Annotated in this window: 18 protein-coding genes; 5 read left to right on the top strand and 13 right to left on the bottom strand. The window is 72.7% G+C overall.

Annotated features, from left to right (window positions below):
• The first annotated feature begins 27 nt into the window (after positions 1-27).
• A complete protein-coding gene (locus tag OG737_RS34325) occupies positions 28-2,304 on the top strand; it encodes a DPP IV N-terminal domain-containing protein (RefSeq protein WP_328930619.1) in 2,277 nt (758 codons plus the stop codon).
• Between the two features lie 147 nt (positions 2,305-2,451).
• On the opposite strand, the gene OG737_RS34320 is transcribed toward OG737_RS34325, so the two are convergent.
• Positions 2,452-3,054, bottom strand: a complete 603-nt coding sequence (locus OG737_RS34320; RefSeq protein ID WP_328930618.1) for a TetR/AcrR family transcriptional regulator — start codon at positions 3,052-3,054, stop codon at positions 2,452-2,454.
• A gap of 563 nt (positions 3,055-3,617) precedes the next feature.
• Here OG737_RS34320 and OG737_RS34315 point away from each other — a divergent pair.
• Positions 3,618-4,403, top strand: coding sequence for a response regulator transcription factor (locus OG737_RS34315; protein WP_328930617.1), 786 nt, complete (start codon positions 3,618-3,620; stop codon positions 4,401-4,403).
• 174 nt (positions 4,404-4,577) lie between these two features.
• Here OG737_RS34315 and OG737_RS34310 read toward each other — a convergent pair whose 3' ends face one another.
• Entirely contained in the window at positions 4,578-5,720 is a 1,143-nt protein-coding gene (locus OG737_RS34310; protein ID WP_328930616.1) for an MFS transporter, read from the bottom strand.
• A 137-nt stretch (positions 5,721-5,857) separates the two neighbouring features.
• Between OG737_RS34310 and OG737_RS34305 the strand changes: the two genes are divergently transcribed.
• Positions 5,858-6,256, top strand: coding sequence for a MerR family transcriptional regulator (locus tag OG737_RS34305; RefSeq protein WP_328930615.1), 399 nt, complete (start codon positions 5,858-5,860; stop codon positions 6,254-6,256).
• A gap of 47 nt (positions 6,257-6,303) precedes the next feature.
• Here OG737_RS34305 and OG737_RS34300 read toward each other — a convergent pair whose 3' ends face one another.
• From OG737_RS34300 to OG737_RS34255, 10 genes are all read right to left on the bottom strand, one after another.
• Positions 6,304-7,200 carry a fumarylacetoacetate (FAA) hydrolase gene (locus tag OG737_RS34300; protein ID WP_328930614.1) on the bottom strand — a complete coding sequence of 299 codons (897 nt, stop codon included), beginning with the start codon at positions 7,198-7,200 and terminating at the stop codon, positions 6,304-6,306.
• Positions 7,201-7,274: 74 nt separating this feature from the next.
• A complete protein-coding gene (locus OG737_RS34295; RefSeq protein WP_328930613.1) occupies positions 7,275-8,579 on the bottom strand; it encodes a pyridoxal phosphate-dependent aminotransferase in 1,305 nt (434 codons plus the stop codon).
• Positions 8,580-8,781: 202 nt separating this feature from the next.
• Positions 8,782-10,437, bottom strand: coding sequence for an AMP-binding protein (locus OG737_RS34290; RefSeq protein WP_328930612.1), 1,656 nt, complete (start codon positions 10,435-10,437; stop codon positions 8,782-8,784).
• Positions 10,434-11,552, bottom strand: a complete 1,119-nt coding sequence (locus OG737_RS34285; protein ID WP_328930611.1) for a Glu/Leu/Phe/Val dehydrogenase dimerization domain-containing protein — start codon at positions 11,550-11,552, stop codon at positions 10,434-10,436. Before OG737_RS34285 ends, OG737_RS34290 begins: the two co-directional genes overlap by 4 nt.
• Positions 11,553-11,619: 67 nt before the next feature.
• Positions 11,620-12,183, bottom strand: a complete 564-nt coding sequence (locus tag OG737_RS34280) for a glutamine amidotransferase-related protein (RefSeq protein ID WP_328930610.1) — start codon at positions 12,181-12,183, stop codon at positions 11,620-11,622.
• Between the two features lie 11 nt (positions 12,184-12,194).
• The gene (locus OG737_RS34275; protein ID WP_328930609.1) at positions 12,195-13,013 is read right to left on the bottom strand and encodes an acetylglutamate kinase; all 819 of its coding nucleotides are present in this window, start codon (positions 13,011-13,013) and stop codon (positions 12,195-12,197) included.
• Positions 13,010-14,068, bottom strand: a complete 1,059-nt coding sequence (argC, locus tag OG737_RS34270) for an N-acetyl-gamma-glutamyl-phosphate reductase (protein WP_328930608.1) — start codon at positions 14,066-14,068, stop codon at positions 13,010-13,012. Before argC ends, OG737_RS34275 begins: the two co-directional genes overlap by 4 nt.
• The gene (locus tag OG737_RS34265; protein ID WP_328930607.1) at positions 14,065-14,913 is read right to left on the bottom strand and encodes a RimK family alpha-L-glutamate ligase; all 849 of its coding nucleotides are present in this window, start codon (positions 14,911-14,913) and stop codon (positions 14,065-14,067) included. Before OG737_RS34265 ends, argC begins: the two co-directional genes overlap by 4 nt.
• Position 14,914: 1 nt before the next feature.
• Positions 14,915-15,100, bottom strand: a complete 186-nt coding sequence (locus OG737_RS34260) for a lysine biosynthesis protein LysW (protein WP_328930606.1) — start codon at positions 15,098-15,100, stop codon at positions 14,915-14,917.
• 74 nt (positions 15,101-15,174) lie between these two features.
• A complete protein-coding gene (locus tag OG737_RS34255) occupies positions 15,175-16,329 on the bottom strand; it encodes an isopropylmalate synthase (protein WP_328930605.1) in 1,155 nt (384 codons plus the stop codon).
• Positions 16,330-16,775: 446 nt separating this feature from the next.
• Here OG737_RS34255 and OG737_RS34250 point away from each other — a divergent pair, with 446 nt between their 5' ends.
• Together OG737_RS34250 and OG737_RS34245 are read left to right on the top strand one after the other, a co-directional pair.
• Positions 16,776-17,945: an acyl-CoA dehydrogenase family protein gene (locus OG737_RS34250; RefSeq protein ID WP_405922475.1), complete on the top strand. Its 1,170-nt coding sequence runs from the start codon at positions 16,776-16,778 to the stop codon at positions 17,943-17,945.
• Between the two features lie 16 nt (positions 17,946-17,961).
• Positions 17,962-19,185, top strand: a complete 1,224-nt coding sequence (locus tag OG737_RS34245; RefSeq protein ID WP_328930603.1) for an acyl-CoA dehydrogenase family protein — start codon at positions 17,962-17,964, stop codon at positions 19,183-19,185.
• A gap of 86 nt (positions 19,186-19,271) precedes the next feature.
• On the opposite strand, the gene OG737_RS34240 is transcribed toward OG737_RS34245, so the two are convergent.
• Entirely contained in the window at positions 19,272-19,997 is a 726-nt protein-coding gene (locus OG737_RS34240; protein ID WP_328930602.1) for a MarR family transcriptional regulator, read from the bottom strand.
• Positions 19,998-20,084: the final 87 nt, after the last annotated feature.

The raw sequence follows: 20,084 nt of genomic DNA, 5'->3' as shown, positions 1-20,084 counted from the left end.
GACCAACACCGAGGTAGGACACCAAGAATGACCACCACTCAGGACTACCAGGCCGCAGAGCTGCTCTTCCGCCGCCCCACCCGTCCTGGCGAGCTCGTCATCGGCGACAAGGTCAAGCCGCAGTGGATCGATGGGGGCGCCCGGTTCTGGTACGCGGTGAGCAACGGCGCCGGCAGACGGTTCGTACGGGTCGACCCGGCGGCGGGAACCCGGGAGCCGGCTTTCGACCACACCCTGCTCGCCGCCGCGCTGGCCGCCGCCTCCGGGCACCCGGTCGACCCCGAGGCCTTGCCGTTCATGGCCATCGAACTGGGCCAGAACGCCGTGGAGTTCGCCGCGCTCGGTGAGTACTGGCGCTGCGACCTGGAGGGCTACGTCTGTGAGCGGGCCGAGTTCACGCCGCCGGGCAGCCCCCTGGACGTGCCGTCGCCCGACGGGAAGGCCGCCGTGTCCCAGCGGGGGCACGACCTGTGGGCGCGCTCGCTGTCCGACGGCCGCGAGTGGGCGCTGACCACCGACGGAGAGCCCGACCACCGGTACGGATCCGGCCCGGACTGCACGGGCAACGGCACCCTGCTGCGCAAGATCGGCCTGCCGCACCTGCCGCCCGCGGTGGCCTGGTCACCCGACTCGACGAAGGTGCTGGCGCATCGGACCGACGAGCGCAGCGTCCGGCAGACCCACCTCGTGGAGGCCAGGCCCGCCGACGGCGGCGCGCCCCTCCTGCACACCCAGCGGTACGCCTACGCCGGGGACGAGAACATGCCGCTGGCCGAGCTGGTCGTACTGGACGTCGCCGAGGGCACCGTGGTCCGCGCGCAGGCCGAGCCGCTGCTCATGCCGCAGTTGTCGCCGATCACGACCAAGTGGGCGTGGTGGGCTCCGGACGGCTCGGCGGTGTACTACCTCGGCCGGCCCCGCGACCTGCGCACGCTCACCCTGTACCGGCTGGACCCGGCCACCGGCGAGGTCACCACCGTGCTCAGCGAGACCGGGACCACCCGTGTGGAGCCCAACCAGTGGATGTACGAGCCGCCGATCGTGCGGGTGCTGGCCGACGAGGTGCTGTGGTACTCGCAGCGGGACGGCTGGGGCCACCTGTACCGGTACGACCTGCGCACCGGCGCGCTGCTCGGGCAGGTCACCTCCGGGCAGTGGGCGGTGCGGCAGATCCTGCGCGTCGACGAGGCCGAGCGGGTGGTGTACTTCACCGCCTCCGGGCTGGTCGATAAGGATCCGTACCGGCGCACGGTGTGCCGTGCCGGTCTGGACGGCTCCGGCTTCGCCAAGGTCACGGACGACGAGCTGGACCACGTCGTCACCGTGCCCGAGGACCAGGAGTACTTCATCGACTCCGCGTCCACCGTCGACACCCCGCCGGTGACCCGCGTCCGCGACTGGGCCGGGCGGGTGCTGGCCGAGCTGGAGAGCGCCGACACAGCCAAGCTCACCGCCACCGGCTGGACGGCGCCGGAACGGTTCTGCGTCAAGGCGGCCGACGGAGAGACGGAGATCTACGGGGTGCTGTACCGGCCGCGGGGGTTCGACCCCGCCCAGCGCTACCCGGTGGTGGACAACGTCTACCCCGGCCCGCAGGTCAACCGGGTCGCCCCCTGCTTCGACCCCGGCGGGTTGGGCCTCGACGCGGAACCCCTCGCGGCGCTGGGCTTCGTGGTGGTGGCGCTGGACGGACGGGGCACCCCGGGGCGGAGCAAGTCCTTCCACGACGCCTCGTACGGCCACCTGGCCGACGCGGGCTGCCTGGCCGACCATGTCGCGGCGCTGGAGCAGCTGGCCCGGACCCGGCCGTGGATGGACCTGGACCGGGTGGGCACGTTCGGCCACTCCGGAGGCGGGTTCGCCGCGGCCCGGGCGCTGCTGGACTTCCCCGAGGTGTACAAGGCCGGCGTCGCCCTCTCCGGCTCGCACGACGCCCGCCACTTCAACCTGGGCTTTGTGGAGACCTACGACGGCGCGGACAACCCCGAGGCCTGGGCGCGTGCTTCCAACGTGGACCTCGCGGACCGGCTGGCGGGCAAGCTGCTGCTCATCCACGGCGAAATGGACGACCAGGTCCACCCGGACCACACGCTGCGGCTGGCCGACCGGCTCATCGCCGCCGACAAGGACTTCGAGCTGCTCATCGTCCCCGGGGCCGAGCACACGCTCCTCGACTGCCTGGCCTACGTTCGGGGGCGCAGCTGGGACTTCCTGGTGCGGGAGCTGACGGGCACGCAGCCCCCCGCCTACCGCCCCGCCCCCATCGCCATCGGCCCCGAGCTGCTCGGCGAGCTGTTCGCCTGAGCTCGGGCCGCCTCCCGCGACTCGTCCCGCCCGAGGGCGGCGTACTCCGACACCGCGTCGGCGTACGCCGCCCTATCGGCGTTCGCCGGGGACCGACGCCCCCCGTGCACCGTGCGTCACGGACGGGACAGCAGGGCCGGGGCCGGGTCAGGGCGCCCGGTCGCCGTCCGAGATGCCCGGCAGGACCACGTCCCAGATCCGGGTGAGCTGCTCTTCGGCGCTGTCGCCCCGGGCTCCGGGGGACTTGGCGCGGTTGCGGGCGTGCGCCTCGGCGCCGGTGACGAGGTAGGCCACCAGGGCGAGGACCGCCTTGTGGTCCGCGCCCGGGCGCAGTTCGCCCTCCGCCGCCTGCGTGAGGAGGCAGTCGAGGGTGGGCAGCCACAGGGAGGGCCACAGGGCCGGGCCGTCCACGCGCTCACGCGCGAGCCGTGCCGCGGCGCGCACGGTGGCATCCGTCTCCAGCAGCCTCGCGATCTCCAGGCTCAGGGCGACCACGGACCGCAGGGGCGGCTCCCGGCGCGCGGCGGTCCGCTCCGCCGCGGCCCGCACGGCGGATGCGCCGCGTGCGAGGACGGCGTCCGCCAGGTCGTCCTTCGCCGGGAAGTGAAAGGTCAGGGCTCCGGTGGAGATGCCGACCGTCTTGCTGATCCGGGCCAGCGTGGTGGCCTCGTATCCCGTGCAGTCGAACGCCGCCGCGGCGGCCTGCACCAGGGCCTCCCGGGTACGGGCGGCCCTCTCCTGTTTCACCATGGGCTGTCTCCGGATTCCACCCACCCGGGTCGATGGCCGGACCGGCGGGGCCGCACGGTTGCTGAGCAGGCGCACCGTGGGTGGGGCCGGTGCGCGCGTGTGTCTCTTCGGCCGGTGGTGGGCCGGCGGCGGCATGGGGGGCCGGAGACCGGCGATTTCTCGCCAGGGGCGCACGCGGGCCCCGGGCTGGACGCGCGAGAGCGGCCACATGTCACCTCCGGTGCCGACGCATTCGGTTCCGCTCGGTCAGTTGTGCCGGTCGTTCCGGCACAAGGTCAACTGGTGAAAGGGCCTTCGCCTTCCCGGATTGCCACCGATTGAACCGAAACTGGCGGGTTCCCGACCACCCCGCGCGGCGACGTCGGCCCGGCGAAACCCGCGGCGGTCGGCGGCGAAGAACCCGCGGAACGGCAGGCCGGGGCCGGTCGAGGACAGAGTGGATATCGCCGCTCAAAAAAAAGAGAACGTTCGTTATGATATGGCGAGCAGTCACGCCAGGGGGAGTGCAGCATGGCGAAATGCCGGGCACCTCGCGCCGCCCCAGCCGGTTATGAGGGGGAGTCATGACTCAGGGAGTCACCTTGTGGACCGAGCAGGCCGGCCGGCCGCGGACCGCGCCCGCCGGCCGGCGGGCAGGCGCACCGCCGGCCGCCTCACGCTTCCACCCGAAGAAGGCCGACGCGCCCCTCACCCGGGTGCTCGTGGTCGAGGACGACGCGGCCGAAGCCGAGACGAGGGTGCGCGACCTGCGCCGGCAGGGGTACAACGCGAGCAGCGTCGACACCGGGGCGGAAGCGCTGAGGACGCATCAGCACTCCGACCTGGTCCTGCTCGACCTCGACCTGCCCGACATCGACGGCTTGGAGGTCTGCCGGCTGATCCGCGAGGCGGGCGACAAGCCCATCATCTCCGTCACCGCCCGCGACACCGAACTGGACCGGGTCCTCGCCCTGCAGGCCGGCGCGGACGACTGCGTCGTCACCTCCTGCGGCGTACGCGAGATGACGGCGCGCATCGAGGCGGTACTGCGGCGCTCCCATCCGCAGCCGGAGCCGACCCGCAGCATCTCCCTCGACCCGCTCCACATCGACGTCGGGACCCGTGAAGCCCGCCTGCACGGCGAGCCGGTCAACCTCACCGGCAAGGAGTTCGAGCTGTTGCACATCCTGGCCGCGAACCCCGAGAGCGTCATCTCCCGCAGGGAGCTGATGGCCCGGGTGTGGGACACCAACTGGGCGGATTCCAGCCGCACCATCGACACGCACGTCAGCAGCCTGCGGGCGAAACTCGGCGCCAGCAGATGGATCATCACGGTCCGCGGTGTCGGCTACCGCATGGGCCGCGGCTGACGTGCCGCCGACCCGCGGCCGACCACGGAATCCGGGCACACGGACGCGGCCCCTGCGTGGTCAAGGCTTCGGACGCCTTGGTCACGCAGGGGCCGCCTCTCGCTGCGGCGCAGCCGCGCCGCGGCCCCGGTCCGGGGTCGCGGCCGACCGCCTGCTGCGCCGTCCGCCGGTACGTCAGGCCGAGTCCGGCCGCTTGGCGGGGAAGCCGTGCGCTCGGGCGCCGACCACGACCAGCAGCACGGGCACGAGGAGCACCAGGACGCTCCACGGGAAGGACGTCGGGCTGAGCGAGTCGAGCAGGATGCCGCCGACGGCTCCGCCGCCGGCCATGAACGAGTTCCACGTGGTGACCAGCAGGGCCTGCCCGCGGTCGCCGCCCGCGTCGGTGACCGCGGTCTGCAGGAGCGTGGCGACGCCGCCCCAGCCGAGCCCCCACAGCACCATGGCCGCGTAGACCACGACGGGGCTGCTCGCCAGCAGTGCCAGCAGGACGGAAGCGACGATGAACAGGGCGGTGCTGCCGATGGTCAGGGCGCGTAGCCGGCGGTCGACCAGGGCTCCGGTGATGAAGATGCTCACCATGGAGGCGATGCCGAAGACCAGCAGCACGACGTCGCGCGAGGCGCCCATGCCGTACTCGTCGAGGAACGTGGCGATGTACGTGTAGAGGATGTTGTGGGCCAGCACGTAGGCCGCGACCACGAACAGGACCGCCACCACGCCGGGAAGGCGCAGGGCCTTCAGGATCGGCTCCCGGCTCTCCCGCCGCTGCCCCGGGGAGTCCGGCACCGACGCGAGGATCCACACCACCAGCAGGACGGAGACCACGGTCACCAGGCCGAAGGTCAGCCGCCAGCCGAACAGTCCGCCGAGGAACGTGCCGACCGGAATGCCCAGTGACAGGGCCAGCGGGATGCCGGCCATGGTGATCGCGATGGCCCTGCCCTGGAGGTGGGGCGGTGCCAGGCGGCGTGCGTACCCGACCAGTTCGGCCCACACCACGGCTGCCGCCACGCCGGCCACCAGGCGGAACGCCATGGTCAGGGCGTAGCTGGACGAGACGGCCGTGACCAGGTTGGCGACGGCGAACACCACCACGGCGAGCAGCAGCAGCTTCTTGCGCCGCCACCCCGCCGTGGCCACGGAGACGGGAATGGCCGACAGGCCCGTGGCCAGCGCGTAGATCGTCAGCGACTGCCCCGCCGCCGACTCGCTGACCGACAGGTCGCGGGCCATCTCGGGCAGCACGCCCGCCGGCAGCGCCTCGGTCAGGATCCCCATGAAAGCGGCCGTACCCAGCGCCAGCAGTGGCGACATGGGAAGTTTCCGGGTGTCAGGTGCTGGTGGAGAGACGTTCAGTGACTGTGACTCAGTGTGGGAAGTCGTCATGGCTTGTATCCTCAAACCCTTACATAGATGTGAAGGTCAAGATGATCCGATGTGAGGTGGGTCACATGTTGATCGGGCAGTTGTCAGAGCGCACCGGCGCCTCCCGCCGGCTGCTGCGCTACTACGAGGAGCAGGGGCTGATCTCCTCGGGCCGCTCCCTGAACGGGTACCGGGAGTACGGCGAGGACTGCGTGGACCGGGTCCTGCAGATCAGAGGACTGCTCGCCGCCGGGTTGCCGACCCGGGTCATCAAGCACGTCCTCCCGTGCATCGACACGCCCCGAACCATCCACGTCTCCGGCGCCACCCCGGAGACGATCGCCGCGCTCGAACTCGAACGCGACCGGATGACCGAGCGCATCCGGTGCCTGGAACGCAACAGGGACGCCATCTCCCGCTACGTCGCGGCCGTGCGCGGCGCCGCCTGCGAGAGCGCGCCCGGCCAGGCGGCCGCGACGGCCTGACCGGCGTCGGCGCGCGCCGCCCGGGCCGGCCCCGGCCGCCCCGCCCGTCAGGCGGCCTCGGCCCGGCGGGCGTACTCGATGACGTTGGACAGCACGACGCCGTGGCTGGCCACGTCGATCGTCACGCGGTCGCCGTCGGCGATCCGGAACCCGTCGTGATAGCTGGCCTTGTCGGCCCCGAGCAGGACGTAGCTCACCAGTCCCGGCCGGCGCATCACCGGATACGAGAACAGGTGGTCCACCATGTCCTCCACCTGGTGGTACAGGGCGTCCGCGCCGCACGAGAAGTCGCCCTTCCAGGCCGCCGCCCCGTCGCGTTCGATGGTGATCTGGCCGGTGACCGTACGGGGCGGCTCGCCGAGGAACAGCCACGGCGTCATGGAGGTCTCGCAGAGCTTGGAGTACGGGGTCCAGCCCCACGGGTTCTTCAGGTGGTAGCCGATGTCGTTCAGGTCGTTGGCGAAGGTGTAGCCGGCGTAGCGCGGGGTGCCCTCCTCGTCGTTGACGTAGACCAGGGCCACCTCCGGCTCCTCCAGCAGGGCGACGGTCGACGCGGCTGCGGCCAGCGGCTCGTCCGGCATGCGCACCCAGGAACCGAAGCCCTTGATCAGCCAGTTCGGCGGCGTGAACTCCTTGTCCGGGTCCGGGTCGTCGGCGTACTTGGACCGGTGGGTCCCCATGAAACCGGTCAGCAGGGCGTCCCCGGCCGTGGGCAGCAGCGGCGGGAGGAAGCGGACCTCCGGGTCGCCGGCGGTCACCGTGACCGTCTCGGCCCCCTCGGTGACCGCGGCGGCCACCGCCTCCGGGCCGCCGCCCGCGAGGAACGCGGCCCGCAGCTGCCCGTCGGCCACCCGGTACAGGGTCAGGCTCTCGCCGGCGGCCGCCTTGCCGAGGCCCGCGTACCGCAGGCCCTGGTACTCGCATTCGAAGAGGATGGTGGACATGGTGGTCAGGGACCTCCTGAGTCGTGGGCTGACCCGCGCCGGGGCGGTCCCCTGCGCGTGGCGGTGGTGAGTGGTCACGGCCGGCCGGCCTCCGGGTGCCGGGCGGCGAACGGTTCGGTGAGGTCGGTCAGGACCTCCTGGACGCGGTCCAAGGACGCGCTGATCCACGGAAGCCGCAGCGGGTCCGCGGCGGTCAGGGCGGCGGTGCGCTCGGAGTCGGTCTCGCCGTACAGCCGGCTCGTGGCGGCCCGGATCCGCAGCGAGTGCGCGGGCTCTCCGAAGGCGGTGCCCGGCAGCAGCCCGACCCCGTACCGCTCCGCGAACAGGGCGGCGAGCCGGCCGCCGTCGTGTACCCCGTGGACGCGGGCGAGTTCGCCGCGCAGCGGCTCGAAGTCGGGGTACAGGTAGGAGGTCGCCCGTACCGGCGTCAGCTCGGCGCCGGCGGCGGCGAACCGGCGGGCCACCGCGCGGACCACCACCTCGTGCAGCCGCAGGCAGGCGGCGACGTGCGCGACCACCTCGGGCGGCTCCTCGAAGGCGTACGCCGCGGCGGCCTGCACGGGAGCCGCGGTACTCGACCAGATCTGGCTGGCGACGCCGACCAGCCGGGTGTGCACCTCGCGCCCGAGCGGGCTGTCGGGCAGCCGGGCGACCCCCGTCCGCCAGCCGCCGAGCGCCAGGTTCTTGGTCAGGCCGGTGGTGACCACGGTCCGCTCGGGCGCGAACGAGGCGGGCGAGAGCGCCCGGTGGGCGGAGTCGAAGACCAGGTCGCAGTAGATCTCGTCGGAGACGATGACCAGGTCGAGGTCGCGCGCCGCCCGGGCCAGGCGCCGCAGGGTCTGCGGCGTCGCGATGGTGCCGGTCGGGTTGTCGGGCAGGGTCACCACCACGCACCGCGGGTCGCGTCCGGCGGCCCGGGCGAGGGCCACCGCCTCCCGCAGCGCCGCCGGGTCGGGCACCCCGCCCTCGCCCGGCGGGGTGGGAACGGGGACCGGCCGGACCCCGGCCAGTTCGGCCTGCGCCGCGTAACTGACCCAGCTCGGCACCGGCACCACCACGTCGCCGCCGACGGCCAGCATCAGGGCGAACAGGAGCGGTTTGCTCCCCGGCCCGCAGACCACCAGGCCGGGATCGGTGGGAAGACCCCGCCGGCCCCAGTAGCCGGCGGCGGCGGTGCGCAGCGCCGCGCTTCCGGCGACGGGCCCGTAGGCGTTGCGGTCCGCCGCCGCGGCGAGCCGCTCCCGCAGCGCCGGGAGGACCGGGAGGCCGATCTCGCCGCTGGCCAGCGAGAGGACCCGTTCCCCGGCACGGCGCCGGCGGTCCAGCTCCTCGTCGGCGGCGAGGGTCGCCGACATGGTCACCGGCGCGGGTGCGGGCATGGCGTACCTCCAACTGATCGGGCTACGGCGGGTGGGAAGCGGGGGGTGGGGGGCGGGGGTGGGGATGGGGGTGACGAGGGAGGCGGGAAGGAGGGAGGGGATCCGGGGGGTGACGCGGGGGCGGGCCACCCCCCGGAAGGGGTACCGGAGGGTGAACGGGGGACAGGGTCACCCCCCGGGGCATCGCTGCCGGAAGGGCGGATCACCCCCCGGCGTACAGCTCCCGCAGCTCGACCTTGCGGACCTTGCCCGTGAGGGTCTTGGGCAGGGCCTCCACGACCTCGAGGCGCTCCGGGAAGAACCGGGGGTCCTGGCCGGCGTCGCGCAGGTGGTCGCGGAGCTCGGCCAGCGTGGGGTGGTTGCGGCCGCGGGGGACGGCCACGGCCAGGATCGGGTCGTCGACCAGGCCGTTGGGACCGAGGAGGGTCGCCTCGACCACCTTGGGGTGCCGGGAGATGATCGCCTCGAGCTCGGCCATCGGGACGACGATCCCGTCGCGCAGGACGGTGTCCCTGGAGCGCCCGAGGATGCGGATGCCGCCGCGCCCGTCCTCGCGCGCCACGTCACCGGTGTCGAACCAGCCGTCGGCGGTGAGCTCGGAGTCGAAGGCGTCCTGCTGCTTGTAGTAGCCGAGCGCCTGCGACGCGCCGCGCGCCCGCAGCCGGCCCACCGTGGCCCGCTTGCTCGGGTCGTGGCACACGTCGATACGGATCTCCATCGAGTCGATCGGCCGTCCGTGGCTGTGCGCCGCCCAGTCCTGGTTGTAGTCGAGCCGGCTGATGGTGACGGGACCGAACTCGGACATGCCCCACACCGAGTACGTGCGGGCACCGAACGTCTCGCGCAGCTCGTCCACCAGCTGCTGCAGCACCGGAGCCGCACCCGTGACCGTGTGGCGCAGGCTGGACACGTCGTGCGGATCGATCTGCTGGGCCCGCGCCACGCCGGAGAGCGTGGGCGGCGGCCCGTACAGCAGGGTGGCACGGTAGCGCTCGACCAGGTCCAGCAGGCCGGTGTGGTCCTCGCCGTCCTGGAAGACGATCGTCCCGCCGAGCATCACCCCGGCCAGGACGCCCTGGCCGAAGCCGGAGTAGTGCACCAGCGGAGTGGTGACCGCGATGACCAGGTCGTCGCGGAGCAGGAAGGTGTCCACGTAGCCGCGGACGCCCGAATGGACGGTGTTCTGGCTGTGCACCACTCCTTTGGAGAAGCCGGTGGTGCCGGAGGTGAACAGCACCACGAACGGCTCGTCGGGCCTGAGCTGACGGCCCTCCAGATCGCTCGACCGCTCCTTCTCCCAGTGCACGGCGACGAAGTGGTCGTGGAAGTCGACCACGTCCTCGCGGGCGCGCCCGCCGACCACCACCACGTGCTCCAGGGGCAGTTCGGACCGCAGCGCCCCGATGGTGTCGGCGAGCGGGTAACCCTCCCACTCCGGCACGGTGACGCACACCCTGGCCTCGGTCAGCGCGAGGCGGTGGCGCAGCTCGTCCTCCTGGCAGACCGGGGCGATGGGGCAGATGACCGCGCCGACCGCCATGCAGGCGAACATCAGCGGCACCATCTCCCACCGGTTGGGGAGCTGCACGGCCACGACGTCGCCGCGCTGCACACCCAGTTCGAGCAGGGCCCCGGCGAACCGGTCGGTCAGCCTCGTCAGCTCGGCGTAGTCGAGGGTGTCGGTGCGGGCCTCGTCGAGGCGGCGCCCCGCGACGGCCAGCTTGCGCGGCCGCTCGCGGGCCTGCCGGCGCAGGTCGTCGAGGAAGGTCCCGTCCCGCCACCAGCCGCGCCGGCGGTACTCGGCCATGCGGTCCGCGGCCGACGCCGACGCCAGGATGGCGGACGTGGTCGAGGTCATCGGCGTTCCTCGCGTCGGGCGGCGAGCAGTTCGGGCAGCGGGTCGCCCGCACCGGCCGCGGCGATCTCCAGCAGGTCGCGGGTGTTGCGGCGCACGCGGTCGCCGACCCAGTCGAAGACCCACGCCTTGCGTGCCTCGGCCTCCAGGCCGAAGGGGACCACCCGGGTGACGGCCAGGGCGGCCGAGGCGGCCCCGCCGATGTTGGCGATCACGCCCGGTACCAGGACGGCGCCCGAGGCCCGTGCCTTCTCCTTCCCCTCCGCACTGGAGCTGAGATTGCCGCCCTCGACCACCAGGCCGGCGCGCAGCCGGTGCGCGTTCTCGGTGTTCAGCGCGTTCTTCTGCGCCGCGAGGATCAGCAGGTCGGCGTCGACGTCGAGCCAGGCGTCGGGCTCGCCGGAGACGGTGGCGTGCTGCGGAAGCCGGGAGCGGTCGATCCGCCCGAACTCGTCGGTGATCGCGACGAGGTCGGCCACCGGCAGCCGGTCCGCGCTGATGGTGCCTTCGACGTCGGCGACGCCCACGATCACGTGCCCGCGGTCCTCCAGGAACCGGGCGACCGCCCGGCCCACCGCCCCGAAGCCTTGCACGACGACCCGGGCCGGCCCGGTGCGGCCGCTCGCCTCCAGCGCGGTGACGGCCGCCACGCCCACGCCGTGCCCGGTGCAGTCGATCAGCGGCTCGTAGTACGTGCGCCAATCGATCGGCATGTCGGGCGCGCCCAGCCGGTAGCGCGGGTCGTAGCCGGCCTCGGCGAAGAAGACCGCCCGGTCGGCGGGGGTGACGCCCATGTCGATGCCGAGGTGGATGCCGCCGTGCAGCAGCGGCTTGACGGTCCGGCCGAAGGTACGGAAGGTCTCCTCGCGGTCGCTGCCGTCGGAGACGATGCCGGCCTTGGCACCGCCGATGGGCAGGCCGGCGAGCGTGAACTTGTGCGTCATGTCGCGGGCCAGGCCGGCCACCTCGGCCTCGGTGACCCCGGTGGTCATCCGCGTGCCGCCCATGGCCAGGCCGTCGTACAGCGAGTCGACGACGACCCAGCCCTCGACCGCGCCGCCGCTGCCGTTCAGATGGACCGTGAACGCGGGGTCCTGCGGGTTTTGAAGAACACTCATTGCCAAGTCCTCGCATACGTAGAAGAGGTCAGGGGACTGCGGGCGCCCGGGCGCCCGGCGGCGACGCTCACCGGTACAGCTGCGCGAAACCGCGCAGGATCTCCAGGCCGTCGCTGCGGAATTCCAGGTGGGCCTGCGAGCCGAAGATCCGGCCGTCCTCGGAGCGCAGGAACTCCACCGGCGCGTGCTCGGAGCGGCCGATCGAGCGGAAGCCCTCCGGAGCCTCCTGGAGGTACAGGGTGTGGCGGTGGAAGACCGTCACCGTCGGCTTCACGTACGTGAAGAGCGGCTCCTCCTTGTCGACCTGCACCTCGTAGCCGCCGACCCGCTGCGGTCCCTCGGCGAGTCGGCCGCCGGCCGCGACCGCCAGGATCTGCATGCCGCCGCAGATCCCGAAGACGGGGACGTCGGCACCCATGACGAGGTCGATGAGCGGTGTGTAGAAGTCACGGTCGTACGCCCGCACCTTGGTGCCGCTCAGGACGATCGCCTGGTGGCGGCCGTCGAGCCGGGCGGGCACGGACGCCGCGTCGACCACCTCGGTTTCCGAGCCCAACTCCTCGAAAGTCTTGCGGAGTTGCTTCAGGGACAGCGTTCCGTTGTTGACGACGAGTACACGGGACTGCGCCACGTTCTTGCTCCTCACGTTCGCGTGATGACGGTGCCGGTGCGGGCCGCCAGCAGATCCGTGACGGGCGCGCTGCCGATGACGACCCGCTCCGCGCCCCGCTCCAGGGCCTCGCCCGCGGCCCGCAGCTTCTTGCGCATGCCGCCGGTGGCGCCCTTGTCGCGGAACCTGGCCGCGGCCTGCGCGGTGATGCTGCGCACCGGCTCCCCGTCGACCAGCAGGTGCGCGACGTCGGTGACGAGGACCAGGTCGGTGGCGCCCAGCGCGCCGGCGATGGCGGCGGCCGCCCGGTCGGCGTCGGTGTTGACCTCCTGGCCGCTCGCGTTCCGGGCCAGCGGCGTGACCAGGCAGGCGTGGCCCGCCCGCAGGTCCTTCAGCGGCGCCGGGTCCACACCGGTGATCGGCCCGACCAGGTTCTCCAGTTCGACCAGCTGCTTGCCCTGCCACCACCAGCGCTCGCCCTCGCCCGCGCTGACCAGGCCGTCACTGCCGAGCAGCCGTTCCGCGGTGATGCCGCGGGACTCCAGCCGGCCGAAGACCTGCCCGCTCAGCTCGCCGCTGACGGTCTTGATGTCCTCGATGACCTCGGGCGTGGTCCAGCGGCTCTGGTTGCCGTACCGGTCGCGCAGGATCGCCGACGGCTCGCTGTAGCGGGGACTCAGCCGCTTCAGCGGCTTGGACCAGCCGTGCACCAGGATCAGGGGCCGGTCCTTGCCGTGCTCGGCCAGGTCGTCCCACCAGGCGCCGTCGAGGTCGTCGAGGCAGCTGCCGCCGAGCTTCACCACGGTCGGGGCCGGATACCGCGTCCTGTCGTCCTTCGGAATCCCGCTCATGCGGGCATCACCGGCTGCATGGTCAGGCCCGTCTCCTCGGGCAGTGCGCATCGGATGTTCGCGGCCTGAACGGCCTGGCCCGCGGCCCCCTTGACGAGGTTGTCGAGGGCGGCGAGGACGACGATGCGGCCGCCCTCCTCGTCGTGCAGGACGGTCACGTCGCAGTAGTTGGAACCCAGGACGGCCTGCGGGTCGGGCACCGGGATCAGCGTCTCGGTGTTGCGCCGCACCCGGACGAAGCGGTGCTCCTTGTAGAAGCGCAGGTACGCCCGCTGCAGCTCGCGCCCGTCCACCTCGTCGTCGGTGAACACGTAGGCGCTGGCGAGCAGGCCGCGCACGTGCGACACCCCGTACGCCGACATCGTCAGCCTGCCGACACTGCCGGGCTTGCTGCGCTCCAGGAAGTCGCCGACCTCCGCGGCGTGCCGGTGCCCGGTGGGCGCGTAGGGCGCGATGGCGCCGTTGCGCAGCGGGTGCAGGTCCGGGACGCGCAGCTGTACGCCGCCACCGCTGGAGCCGCTCTTGCCGTCGATGACCACTGTCTTCAGGTCCAGGCCGAGGCCGAGGGCCAGCGGGGCGAGCCCCAGCGTGATCGCGGTGGCGTAGCAGCCGGGGACCGAGATCAGCGGCGCGTCGACCAGCTGGTCGCCGACCAGCTCCGGCACCCCGTAGACGAAACGGTCGGCCAGTGCGGTGGCCCGCTCGGCCTTGGGGTACCAGCGCTCGTGCAGCTCGGGGGTGCGGATACGGAAGGCCCCGCTCAGGTCGATCACGCAGGCGACGCGGTCGGCCAGGAGCGCGGCGAGCTCGGCCGAGACGGGTGCGGGCGTGGCGAGGAACACCACGTCGCACCGCTCGGCGACGACATCGGCGTCGACGGGCTCGATGGTCAGGCCCAGGTCGAGGCGGAGTCCCGGGTGCAGCTGGGCCGGGCGCTTGCCGGCGCTGGCGTTGCCGCCCAGGAAGGTCAGCTCGAATTCGGGATGCTGGTTCACCAGCCGGATCAGTTCACCGCCGCTGAACCCGGAGGCGCCGACGATTCCCACGCGGATCATGCGAGTATCTCCTGCACGTGACGGGCGACGGCCGACGGGATGTCCACTCCCGTGGTCGACGCCACCCCCCGCCAGGCGGGGGCGTGGTTGACCTCGTTGACGAGGTAGCCCGAAGGCGTCTTGAAGAGGTCGACCCCGTAGATGCCGGCGCCGAGCCGGTCCACGACGCCGTCCACGACCTTCTGCACCTCGGGGTCGTGGGCCAGGGCCCGGCTCTGGTTGCCGAGCGCGGCATTGCTGCGCCAGTCGGCCCCCGCGCTCTCGAATTCGGCGGCGGCGACGATCTCCCGGCCGACGACCAGGCAGCGGATCGAGCCGCCGCCGAGGTACGGCTCCACCAGGCAGGCCTGCTCGAAGGCGTGGCCGAGGTCCTCGACGTAGTCGTACACGCTGTGCGCCAGGTCGGGGTCGCGGATCAGCGTGACGCGCTTGCCCATGCCGCCGTAGATCGGCTTGAGCACCACCGGCAGGCCCAGCTCGTCGAGCGCCTTCTCGAAGTCCTTGCGGGAGAGGGCGAGCCGGTAGTCCGGCACGGGGACGCCGGCGGCGGACAGCACGGCGCGCAGCACCAGCTTGTTCTCGCAGGCGTGGATGGCGGTGGCCGAATTGAGGGCGGTCACGCCGGTCGACTCGGCCAGCGTGGCGAGCAGCCCGCCGCGGGTGTAGCTGCGGCTGCGGACCAGCAGGGCGTCGTAGCCCTCGATCGACGGGGCCTTGGGGTCGCCCAGGCACAGCGACTCGTCGTTGATCCAGTCGATGTGCAGGCCGAAGTCCGGTGCCGACTGCATGAGCTGGCGCTCTTCCCAGCCGACCCGGTCGGCGACGATGGCGACTCTGCTGCCCATCTCACTGGCCCCAGTCGCGGAGCTGTACTTCGACCATCTGCAGGCTCAGCACACCGTCCTGGATGTCCTCGACGCGCAGGGTGAGCATGCACTCGGGGCAGGCGAAGGTCTCGCCCTGGACGACCGGCGGCACGGTCAGGTCGGTCTCGCACTCGGGGCAGACGCCGGTGAGGGTGGCGGTGGACATGGAGCAACTCCGTTTGCCGTAGGTGGTGTGGACGTGAAGAGGGACCGGGCAGGCCCCGGCGGGCGGGGCGGGGTTCAGGCGGCCTGGAAGTCGATCGCGGCCTTGCGGATCGCGTCCCGGTCGAGCAGCGGACGCCCGCCCTGCTCCTGCCGTTCGACGAGCCACGGCGTGAAGGCCTCAACGTCGACGAGGACGCCCGACCCGGCGAGCGCCCATGTGACGAGGGCAGGGGTGAGGCGCGTGCGCACGCACAGCTCCCGGCTGTTGCCGACCAGCTCGGCGGGCAGCGTCTCGTAAGCCTCCGGGTTGTTCAGCTGACCCGGCAGCTCGTAGGCGAAGGCGTGCGGTGTGGTCGGCCCCGACTGGAAGGCGGTGCCGAGGCCGGCGCCCTTGAGCGCGACCCGGGACAGCTCCGTGAGGTGGGTCAGGTCGAAGCGCGTGTCACCGTGGATGACGCGCAGGGAAGTGAGCAGCTCGGCCAGCGGGGCGTTGCCGCCGCGCTCACCGATCCCGCCGACGGTCGCCGAGATCCACTGCGCGCCCGCGCGGATCGCGGCGAGGGAGTTGGCCACGGCCATGCCCAGCATGTTGTGCGAGTGGATCTCGATCTCGGAGCCGTCGATCGCGGCGAGGTCGGTGATCACCTCCTCCATCTGCCAGGGCGACAGGAAGGCGACGGTCTCCGCGAGACGGAACCGGTCGGCCCCGGCCTCGAAGCCCGCCGTGACGTAGGGGACGAGCCGCTCCCTGGGGGTACGGGCGCCGTCCTCGCCGCTGAACGTGACGTGGAAGCCGCGCTCCTTGGCCTGCGAGATCGCCGAACGGGCCAGAACGTGAAGGAACTTCGCGCTGGGCGAGCCGAGCTTCAGCCTGGCGTGCTGTTCGGAGGTCGGTATGGAGTACATGATGTGGCGCACGCCCAGTCGCTCGGCCTCGTCGAGGGCCTTCGTGACCTGCTGGCGGTCCTGCACCACCACGAGCGTCATGCTGCGCTCGGGACCGATGGCCTCGTGCGTGGAGAGGACGAGGTCGGCGTCCTTCGAGTCCGGGCCGGAGACCATGCCCACCTCGACCAGGTCGATGCCGGTCTTCACCAGCAGGTCCGCGATGACCGCGGCGTCCTTGGGGCCGAACTCGACGCCCGCCATGTGCGCGGAGTCCCGCAGGGTCGCGTCGGACAGACGGGGAAGTCCCTTCGGAAGACTTCCCTCGTGCTCTGCTGTTGCCATTGCGTTCCCTCCTTTAAGAACCGGATTCCTGATGGGCGGCCGGCTCTGCACTGAATTCTCGCGGCATGGTGCGGGTGAACGGATAAGGCCAAGAACGGGGCGATGTGGAGCGTGCCGATGAATAGGTTGGCCGATGCGGCGGTGCAGGCACAACGGCTCCCATGTCAGAGCTTTGTCAAGGACTGTGATGGAACGTCGTGGCAGGTCAGCTATGCGAGGTCTGCGCAGGCCGGATGCCAAATCTTGGGCCGGACCCGCCGAGCCGAGTGAAATGCGGGATACGTTGTTCGGGTCCATTTTCGAAAGAGGGGGTGGAGTAATTGTTCCGAGTTTCGAAATCCCTTCGAGCGTTCCGACGTCGATGAGACGTCCCCGCACCGCCGCCTGCCGGCGGTCTGAGGCCGGACCCTGTTCCAAGGGGAGAGAAAGGGAATCCGATGGTGTTTGTGCATTCCCCCGTCGGCGCCGGCGCCGACGGTGTCGAGCCGATGCTCGCCGAGCGGGCCCGGGAGCTCGCCGCCCGCGTGGCGCGGCCGACCGCCGCCGGCCGCGACCGTGACCGGAGGTGGGACCCCGCGCTCTTCGCCGAACTCGCCGACGCCCGGACCGGGCCCGGCCTCGCCGGGCCGCTGGTCCCGCGCGCCCTGGGCGGCGGCGGCCTGTCCGCCACACAGACCTGCGCCCTCCTGGAAGGGCTCGGCGAGGGCGCCCGCGACCCGGGCCTCGCCCTCGCCGTCGGGGTGCACGCGGTCCTCGCCACCGTGCCGCTGCGGGCGTTCGGCAGCCCCCGGCAGCGCGAGCGCTACCTGCCGCGCATGGCCGCGGGCGACTGGATGGGCGCCGTGTCGCTGCGCCAGACGCAGGGCGCCGCCCACGCCCCCGCCCTCACGGCCCGGCCCGCCCCGGCCGCGGCGGGCGGCTGGCAGCTCAGCGGCGAACTGGACCTGGTCGCGTGCGGCCCCGTGGCCCACCACTTCCTCGTCATCGCCGCGCACGAGGACGGCGGCCGGACGGCGTTCGTCCTGGACCGCGACACCCCCGGACTGCTGATCACCGAGGACGGCCCGGCGGCCATGGCCACCTGCCCGTGGGGCCGGCTGGTCCTGGACGCCTGCCCGGCCGCGGACCACGCGGTACTGGGAACGGTCGGCGGCGCCGCGACCGAGGTGGAGCCGCTGCTCGCGGCGCTGGACTGGGTGTTCTCCAGCGCGCCCTGGCTCGGCGTCATCCGCGCACTGACCCGCGACGCCGTCGACGACGCCCGCGAACGCCGTCTCTTCGGCCGGCCCCTGGCCCACGGCCAGTCCGCCCGGTTCACCCTCGCGGACCTGGGCACGCGCTACGAGCTGGCCTCCGGGCTGCTGCTGCGGGCCGCCGGGCAGTTCGACGCGGGCGGCCGGCCCTCGCACCAGGACGCGGCCGCCGCCCGGCTCTTCGTGGCCCGCGCCCTGCGGGCGGTCACCGAGGGGGCGGCGAGCCTGTCCGGGCCGCTCGCCCCCGCGGGCGACCACCTGGTCGAACGGGCCCACCGCGACGCGCTGTTCTTCGCCGGGACCGGAGGTGGCACCGAGGTGCTGCGGCCGGTCATCGCGGCCTCCCTGCTAGGACTCGGCTGACGTGAGGACTTCACACATGAACGGCGACCAACGCGGCACCGACACCGCGCCGAGCTTCCCGGGCATCGCCGCCCGGGCCACCGAGACCGACGCCACGGGCGACATACCGCCCCAGAACTGGAAGGACCTCGTCGACAGCGGCTACCTGCGGCTGTTCCACCCGCCTGAGTTCGGCGGCACCGGCGCCGACGGTCCCGCCCAGACCGAGGCCATGGAGGCCCTGGCCCGGGCCTGCTCGGGCACCTACTGGTCGGCGACCGTGTCCGCACTGCTGTGCGGCAAGCTGATCTCCACCTACGGCGATCCGGACAAACACCGGCGGCTGCTCGACCCCCTGCTCTCCGGGGAACAGCGCGCGGCCTTCGCCATCGTCGAGCCCGCCGCGGGCAGCGACGCCGGCACCTACCGCACCACGGTGCGCCCGGCCGGGCCGCCCGGCGGCGGCTTCGTCATCAACGGCGAGAAGGCCCGCATCACCAACGCGCCCAACGCCGACCTGGCCGTGACCCTCGCCCGGCGGGAGAAGCCCGCCGGGGACGACGGCCCCGACTGGTGCCTGGCCTTCGTCGACCTGCGCGGGCCGGGCGTGCGCCGGTACGAGACCCCGCACATGGGGCTGCGCGGCATGCCCTGGGGCGGCATCGTCTTCACCGACGCCCACGTCGCCGAGGACGACGTGGTGCCCGTGCCCTTCACCGAGCTCGCCGAGGGGATGACGTGGGGGTGGCTGCTGGTGTCGGTCGCGGCCATCGCCACCGCCGAGTCCGCGCTGGCCGCCTCGGTGCGCCACGCCCGGGAACGGGTCTCCTTCGGGCGGCCCCTCGCGCACATGGAAGGCGTACAGGCCCAGCTCGCCGAGTCCCGCGCCCAGATCGACGCGGCCAGGCTGCTCGCCCGCCGGGCGGCACGCGAGCGCGCCGCCGGCCGGTCGGCCAGGGACCTGATCGGCATGCTCAAGATCTACGCCACCGAGATGGCCGTCGAGGTCACCGCGCGCGCCGTGCAGATCCACGGCGCGGCCGGCGTGACCCAGGGCCACGAAGTGGAGCGCCACTACAGGGACGCGCAGATGAACGTCATCGGCGCGTTCGCCACCAACCGGCTGCGCGAACAGGTGGCCGAGGGCATGGGCCTGGGCCCGGCGGTCTACCGCGCATTCGACTGGCTGGCACCCACCGGCCTGGCCCACGCCCCGTCAGGCCTCGACGGCCTCCCCCGCCCCGCCGAAGCCGCCTCCTGACCGGGTGACCCCACGACAACCGAGGCTCCTGGCAACGCGCCCCCGCCTGCCAGGAGCCTCGTCGTACGCGCCCGCGCCCGCGCCGCTCACCGGAGCCGGGCCCGCCGCCATTCCTCGGCCGCCCGGACCATGGTCCGCCCGACGTGCTCGAAGAAGTCGCCGATGTCCTCCATGCGGGTACCGGCAGGTGTGGCCGCACCGAGGGTCCGGGCGCTCTGTCGGGCGAAGTCGGCCAGCATGGTGTTCTGGCGGGCGCTGGCCATCCAGCCGCGGAACCAGGCGTCGGCGTCGATGACGTACCGGTCGCGCCGCCGGCCGGGCTCGCGTTCGCGCCTGATGAGCTCCTGCTGTTCGAGTTCCCCGACGGCCTTGGAGACGGAGGCGGGGCTGACCTTCAGTCGCTGGGCGAGCTCGGTGGCGGTCAGGCTGCCGTCGTCGGTGACGTACAGGCAGGTCAGTACCCGGGCCGTCATCCGCGGCAGGCCCGTGCCGACCATCAGCGCGGTGAACTGTTCCTCCAGTTCGTGGACGGCCTCGGGGTCGCGCCCGTGTGCGCCGTCCACGGCCGGATCGGCCGAAGCGGCCGAAGCAGCCGGACCCGGGGCCTGCTTGCGGCGCCGTGCGCGCCCGGCGGTCGACTGCTGCGCCGCGTCGGCCCGGTAGGCACCGGCGCCGCCGTTGCGGGCCACTTCCCGGGTGACGGTGGAGACGGGCCGGTCCAGACGGCCGGCGATCTCGGTGAAGGTGAGCCCGTCCCCCAACCCCTCGGCGATCTCCCGGCGCTCCTGGTGGGTCAGTCTGCCTCCGGGCATCGGCCGTACCTCCGCGTCGTGTCGTCACCTGTGCCCAGTATTGCTTTCAAGGCCATCCCATTGCAAACAGACTGCGGCTGATTTTGC

The sequence above is a fragment of the Streptomyces sp. NBC_00122 genome (genome assembly GCF_045160845.1).
Classification (GTDB): domain Bacteria; phylum Actinomycetota; class Actinomycetes; order Streptomycetales; family Streptomycetaceae; genus Streptomyces.
This window is presented reverse-complemented; position numbering and strand designations above follow the sequence as displayed.

Coding starts and splice junctions, on each gene's coding strand:
- OG737_RS34325 (WP_328930619.1), top strand. CDS start 28: ATGACCACCACTCAGGACTACCAGGCCGCAGAGCTGCTCTTCCGCCGC.
- OG737_RS34320 (WP_328930618.1), bottom strand. CDS start 3,054: ATGGTGAAACAGGAGAGGGCCGCCCGTACCCGGGAGGCCCTGGTGCAG.
- OG737_RS34315 (WP_328930617.1), top strand. CDS start 3,618: ATGACTCAGGGAGTCACCTTGTGGACCGAGCAGGCCGGCCGGCCGCGG.
- OG737_RS34310 (WP_328930616.1), bottom strand. CDS start 5,720: ATGTCGCCACTGCTGGCGCTGGGTACGGCCGCTTTCATGGGGATCCTG.
- OG737_RS34305 (WP_328930615.1), top strand. CDS start 5,858: ATGTTGATCGGGCAGTTGTCAGAGCGCACCGGCGCCTCCCGCCGGCTG.
- OG737_RS34300 (WP_328930614.1), bottom strand. CDS start 7,200: ATGTCCACCATCCTCTTCGAATGCGAGTACCAGGGCCTGCGGTACGCG.
- OG737_RS34295 (WP_328930613.1), bottom strand. CDS start 8,579: ATGCCCGCACCCGCGCCGGTGACCATGTCGGCGACCCTCGCCGCCGAC.
- OG737_RS34290 (WP_328930612.1), bottom strand. CDS start 10,437: ATGACCTCGACCACGTCCGCCATCCTGGCGTCGGCGTCGGCCGCGGAC.
- OG737_RS34285 (WP_328930611.1), bottom strand. CDS start 11,552: ATGAGTGTTCTTCAAAACCCGCAGGACCCCGCGTTCACGGTCCATCTG.
- OG737_RS34275 (WP_328930609.1), bottom strand. CDS start 13,013: ATGAGCGGGATTCCGAAGGACGACAGGACGCGGTATCCGGCCCCGACC.
- argC (WP_328930608.1), bottom strand. CDS start 14,068: ATGATCCGCGTGGGAATCGTCGGCGCCTCCGGGTTCAGCGGCGGTGAA.
- OG737_RS34265 (WP_328930607.1), bottom strand. CDS start 14,913: ATGGGCAGCAGAGTCGCCATCGTCGCCGACCGGGTCGGCTGGGAAGAG.
- OG737_RS34260 (WP_328930606.1), bottom strand. CDS start 15,100: ATGTCCACCGCCACCCTCACCGGCGTCTGCCCCGAGTGCGAGACCGAC.
- OG737_RS34255 (WP_328930605.1), bottom strand. CDS start 16,329: ATGGCAACAGCAGAGCACGAGGGAAGTCTTCCGAAGGGACTTCCCCGT.
- OG737_RS34245 (WP_328930603.1), top strand. CDS start 17,962: ATGAACGGCGACCAACGCGGCACCGACACCGCGCCGAGCTTCCCGGGC.
- OG737_RS34240 (WP_328930602.1), bottom strand. CDS start 19,997: ATGCCCGGAGGCAGACTGACCCACCAGGAGCGCCGGGAGATCGCCGAG.